The 4,857-nt window shown below is 68.2% G+C and carries 4 protein-coding genes, 1 tRNA gene and 3 pseudogenes; 6 read left to right on the forward strand and 2 right to left on the reverse strand.

The window, feature by feature from the left end:
- Positions 1-204: 204 nt before the first annotated feature.
- From AOK23_RS22365 to AOK23_RS22375, 3 genes and pseudogenes are all read left to right on the forward strand, one after another.
- A pseudogene (locus tag AOK23_RS22365) lies at positions 205-381 on the forward strand (HU family DNA-binding protein); the annotation flags it as partial.
- 199 nt (positions 382-580) lie between these two features.
- On the forward strand, positions 581-784 hold the full coding sequence (locus tag AOK23_RS22370; RefSeq protein ID WP_055714469.1) for a cold-shock protein: 204 nt from the start codon (positions 581-583) through the stop codon (positions 782-784).
- A gap of 57 nt (positions 785-841) precedes the next feature.
- A tRNA-Met gene (locus AOK23_RS22375) sits at positions 842-915 on the forward strand.
- A 271-nt stretch (positions 916-1,186) separates the two neighbouring features.
- On the opposite strand, the gene AOK23_RS22380 is transcribed toward AOK23_RS22375, so the two are convergent.
- Positions 1,187-1,552, reverse strand: coding sequence for a hypothetical protein (locus tag AOK23_RS22380; RefSeq protein WP_055714470.1), 366 nt, complete (start codon positions 1,550-1,552; stop codon positions 1,187-1,189).
- Positions 1,549-1,812, reverse strand: a complete 264-nt coding sequence (locus AOK23_RS22385) for a hypothetical protein (protein WP_206336260.1) — start codon at positions 1,810-1,812, stop codon at positions 1,549-1,551. Before AOK23_RS22385 ends, AOK23_RS22380 begins: the two co-directional genes overlap by 4 nt.
- A gap of 182 nt (positions 1,813-1,994) precedes the next feature.
- On the opposite strand from AOK23_RS22385, the gene AOK23_RS22390 reads away from it, so the two are divergent.
- The 3 genes and pseudogenes from AOK23_RS22390 to AOK23_RS51975 all read left to right on the forward strand — a co-directional run bounded on the left by AOK23_RS22390 (position 1,995) and on the right by AOK23_RS51975 (position 4,857).
- Positions 1,995-2,522, forward strand: coding sequence for an AAA family ATPase (locus AOK23_RS22390; protein WP_055714471.1), 528 nt, complete (start codon positions 1,995-1,997; stop codon positions 2,520-2,522).
- Between the two features lie 171 nt (positions 2,523-2,693).
- Positions 2,694-3,353, forward strand: a pseudogene (locus tag AOK23_RS51970) (ATP-dependent nuclease); the annotation flags it as partial.
- Between the two features lie 617 nt (positions 3,354-3,970).
- Positions 3,971-4,857 (forward strand): annotated as a pseudogene (locus AOK23_RS51975) (UvrD-helicase domain-containing protein).

Here is a 4,857-nt window from a genome sequence, read left to right on the forward strand (position 1 = left end):
GTGGCCGCCACGTCCCATAGCTCCGGGCCTCATCATTCCCCGCGGTCGGGCGCCAGCCCCTGGCTCAGACCGGCGCCGCCACATCCTTCGACGGCGGATCGCCGGAACCTGCCCGTGGCGCTCCTCGGTAGCGAGGCCCGGTGCGCGCAGGTCAACCCCAGGGTGCCGGGGGTCGTTTGTCAGGGCGCTGTCGCACCCAACAACGTGACAGCGCCCGATGAGAAGGTCACCATCCCCGGCTTCCTGACCTTCGAGCGCACCCATCGTGCCGCCCGCACGGCCCGCAATCCCCGGACGGGCGAGCCGCTGGAGATCGTAGCTGGATACAGCGTGAAGGTCTCGGCGGGCTCCAAGCTCAAGGAAGCCGCGAAGGGCAAGTAACCCCGTCCCCCTCGTGCCGTGACCACTCCAGGACCGCGACCTGGCCTGACCAGGTCGCACTCCGTCAGGCGATCACTGCGTGGAGACCGGATAGTTGCGGCGCCGACGGGGTAGAACGGACGCCGGGTGCCCTCCGTTTACAGAGGGCTCCAACTCCAGACCAGCCGGGATTCCTCGGCAAGATCGAAGGACACGCAGTATGGCCAGCGGCACCGTGAAGTGGTTCAACTCGGAGAAGGGCTTCGGCTTCATCGCCCAGGACGGCGGCGGCCCGGACGTCTTCGCCCATTACTCCAACATCGCCGGCAGCGGCTACCGCGAGCTGACGGAGGGCGACGCGGTCACCTTCGATGTGACCCAGGGCCAGAAGGGCCCCCAGGCCGAGAACATCGTCCGGAGCTGACGGCTGTTCGCGTGCCGCCCCGCCCACGAAGATCACTGTGTAGAGTGGCCTCACCGACGCGGGGTGGAGCAGCTCGGTAGCTCGCTGGGCTCATAACCCAGAGGTCGCAGGTTCAAATCCTGTCCCCGCTACTGACCGACGGGCCCGGCATGCAGCCGGGCCCGTCGTCGTATTCGGGCACCGCGCGCCGCCCGGCTTCAGCGGGGCTATGCATCACTCCGGCGAGACGATGTTGGCCGGGGAGATGCGACGCGATGCCAGGGCGACGGCGATGCCAGGGCGCCAACGACCTCCTCGCCACCTCCCGGCGCAGCTGACCGGGCCCGCCCCTCCCCACAGGCTCGCGTCACTCCGGCCTCGGCGGAGGCCACAGGAGCCGAGGGATCTCACCCGGCGCAAGGATCAGCTTGTCCAGGTCTTGATCTGCGCGGCGACCTCACGCACGGGGAGCCCCTCCCGGGCGGCGCGGGCGAGCGGGAGGACTGTGTCCAGGCCAGGGCTTACCGGCAGGCCGCATGCCGACAGGTACGCCGCGGTCACTGTGGCCGCGAAAAGGAGGTTCCGTACTTCCAAGCTCGGGTTTCTCGCCAGCTCGCACAGCAGTGCGGCGGCCTTGTGATGGGGCTCGGGGTAGACCTCGTGGTCCAGGATCTCCGCCCGGTGGCGTGCTTCCGCTGCGACCGGCACGCCGTAGTCGACGACCTGGGGATCTCCCGGGATCTGCTGTGCTACAGCCAGGATCCAGGCGAGATCGATTCGGAGATTCACGCGGCGTCCCTCGGCGCGCTCTGTGCCAGCCCTTCCGGAAGACCCGGGTACCGGTCCTCGCCGACCTCCGCCTCGAACTGCTCCGTGTACCCGGCCAGGAACGCCGCTGCGCCAGCCATGAAGGCGGCACGCGACTGGTTCACATCAGCCTCGATCAAGTCGGCCACGTATCCCTGCAAGCTCAGGCCGCGGCGCTTGGCCCGGTCCTCGGCGGCAGCCTTGACGGCGTCGTCCAGTCGGATATTCGTCTGCTTTGCCATACCCACCACCATAGCTAGCCACTGATACCGTCGGCTAGCACTCGGCTGAACAGGAGTCGGCACCACGGCAAGATCGCCAACCAGACCGCCTGGAAGGTTTACGGCCGCTGGGAAACCGCCCACCGGCACGGGCGTCCTGGAATGATGAATCGCCACATCGCACCAGATCGCCAAGGGGACGAATGGGCCTGCACATTTCGCGGATTGAGATACGCAACTTCCGCAACTTCCGGCACCTAGTCATCGACGACTTCCCCGCCCACGCCGTGATCGTTGGCGAGAACGGCGTCGGCAAGTCGAACCTGCTGGAAGCGATCCGCCTGGTCCTCGACCCGTCTCTGTCCGACGCACGGCGAATGCTGCGCGAGGAAGACATCTGGGAAGGACATCCCGCAGGCCTGGCCGGCGGAGCCGAAGTGACCATCGTTGTCGAGCTACGCGGCTTCGACGACGACGCTGACGCCAAGAGCATCCTGTCCAGCGCAGCGGTGGACTTCGATCCCTACGTAGCCCGGCTGACCTACCGCTTCGCCCCTCGCACAGAGGTAGCAACCGGCGACGGATCCCAGGTGCAGCCCACCAGCCGGCCGCTGACCGCGAAGGACTACGACGTAGTCGTCTTCGCCGGCGAGCGCGAGACCAACGACGTACGCGCCATCCGCCGCGAACTGGCCCTGCGCGTCCTGCCGGCCCTGCGGGACGCCGAGTAAGACCTGCACAACTGGCGGCGCAGCCCCATGCGGGACCTCCTCGAACGACTTCCCCTGGACCCGGTGAACCTGGAAGCAACCGCCTCTGCGATCGCCACCGCTGTCGACCAGCTCACCAAGGACGGCAACGTCGCCAAGCTGGAAGGACACCTCACAGACCGGCTGCAGGCCATGTTCGGGCCGCGCCTGGCTGTCCAGCCCACCCTCGGCTTCGCCTCCTCCAAGCCCGACGAACTGATCCGCGCCGTACGGCTGTTCTTCGACGAGGCCCGCCGCAGAAGCATCTCCGACACCAGCCTTGGCAGCGCCAACTTCATCTACCTCGGCCTGCTGCTGGAAGCCCTCAGCCAGCAGCGACTGGACGAGGAATTCATCGCCACCCTGGTAGCCGTACAAGAGCCCGAGGCCCATCTTCACGTCACACTCCAGCGGCACCTCTTCCGGTATCTGCTGCGCACCGGGCCGTCGCTCATCCTCACCACCCACAGCCCGCACATCGCGGCCGTCGCCCCGGTCCGCTCCTTCATCGTGCTGCGCGCCACCGAGAGCGGCACGACCGGAGCCACCACGGCCGCCCTCCCCGTCAGCAACGAGGAAGCCGCGGACCTGGAGCGCTACCTCGACGTCAGCCGCGCGGAGGTCCTCTTCGCCTCCGCCGTGGTGCTGGTCGAAGGACTGGCCGAGCTGTACATCCTCCCCGCCCTGGCCGAAGCCGCCGGATTCGACCTCGACGCCTACGGCACTGTGGTGGCCAGCGTCCACGGCACCGACTTCAAGCCCTACCGGGCACTCCTCGGCCCAAAGGGCCTCAACACCCCCCACGTGGTCATCACCGACGGAGACGCCGCACGCGACAAGCGCGGCCGTAGAGAAGCCGGCCTCAAGCGAGGCGCGAACCTCCACCCCGAGGGGGCTCGCCGCACAGCCCTCCTGGACCAGATCGCCGCCCTGCCGGAAACCCAGGAAGCCAGCTACCAGACGACGCGCGCTCCTCTCGCCGCAGAGCTCCAGAACATCGGCGTCTACGTCGGCGCCCAGACCCTGGAGACCGACCTGTGCTCCATGTTCGGCGAGGAGATCATCCAGGCCTTCAGGGAGCTGAACGGCAACGCCGGCGCGATCGGCGACGTGAGCCGCAGGGTCGCCAACGAGCTGAACGTGATCATCGACCCCGACGTCCGGAAGAAGATGCTCAAGCGGATCGGCGACCTCGGCAAGGGCCGCTTCGCACAGCGCCTCGCCGCGCACATTGCCCGGGTCGACCTGGACGCCCGGATCCGGTCCGAAGCCCAGATCGCGGACGATGTCCCGCTGGACGAGCAGGCCCTGCGCCGCCTGGGCACGGCTTCCTACCTCTTCCTGGCCATGGAACGCATCAGCCGCGCGGCCCGCGGAACGCCACTGCTCACCGGCCACGCGGCGCCACACGGCAGCGGGGCAGGGCAGCGATGCAGGTTAGTGACACCCTCCTCGCGGAGCTCGACAGCCTGCACCCCAGGCAGCGGACCGCCGTTCTCCACGACGGCAACGTCGTTCTGCGGGCCGGTCCCGGAAGCGGGAAGACGCGCACCCCCGTCGCCCGGATCGCCTACGTGCTCCAGACACAGATCTCGGCCTTCCGCGGCGTGGCCTGCATCACCTACACCAACGCGGCGGCCGAGGAGATCCGCCGCCGCGTCCTCAGCAGCGGCGTGCGTGCCGAAGGGCGGATCACCTGCTCCACCGTGCACGCATTCTGCCTGAACGAGATCCTGCGGGCCTTCACACACCTGACCGGGCAGCCGGCACCCCAAGCCGGACAGGTCCTCAACAAGGCCGCCACCGAAGCCCTTTTGCAGCGCTGCTTCGACCAGGCCGGCATCACCGAGGTCCTCGCCCAGCACCGCATGCCCCACAACACCCGGATCCGCCGGGCCTTGGCCTGCAACGAGAGCCTGGACAGCTTCGACCCGCGGGAAGTCCAGGCGGCACGCCTCTACGAGGAACAGCTCATCCTCCGAGGCGAGATCGACTTCGAGGCCATGGTGACGCGGGCCGTACGTACCGTCCGGGGCGAGCCCGCTTCCCTCACCTCGTCGTCGACGAATACCAGGATCTCGGCGGAGTCCTCCATGAACTCGTCGTCGCCCTGCGCGATCTGGCCGGCATCACCGTCTTCGCCGTCGGGGACACCGACCAGTCCGTCTACGGATTCACCGGAGCCGACGCCAAGTACCTGACCGAGCTGGCCGCTCGACCAGACTTCCGCGACCTGGAGCTCGAGGTCAACTACCGCAGCGGCCAGGACATCATCACCGCCGCCGAAGCCGCCCTTGGGCGCTGTCACGTTGGCTGA

Origin of the sequence: Streptomyces torulosus (assembly GCF_001419765.1) — a bacterium.
In the GTDB taxonomy this organism is placed as follows: Bacteria; Actinomycetota; Actinomycetes; order Streptomycetales; family Streptomycetaceae; genus Streptomyces; species Streptomyces torulosus.

Excerpts from the sequence above, each read along its gene's own strand:
- AOK23_RS22370 (WP_055714469.1), top strand. The coding sequence starts at position 581 with ATGGCCAGCGGCACCGTGAAGTGGTTCAACTCGGAGAAGGGCTTCGGC.
- AOK23_RS22385 (WP_206336260.1), bottom strand. The coding sequence starts at position 1,812 with ATGGCAAAGCAGACGAATATCCGACTGGACGACGCCGTCAAGGCTGCC.
- AOK23_RS22390 (WP_055714471.1), top strand. The coding sequence starts at position 1,995 with ATGGGCCTGCACATTTCGCGGATTGAGATACGCAACTTCCGCAACTTC.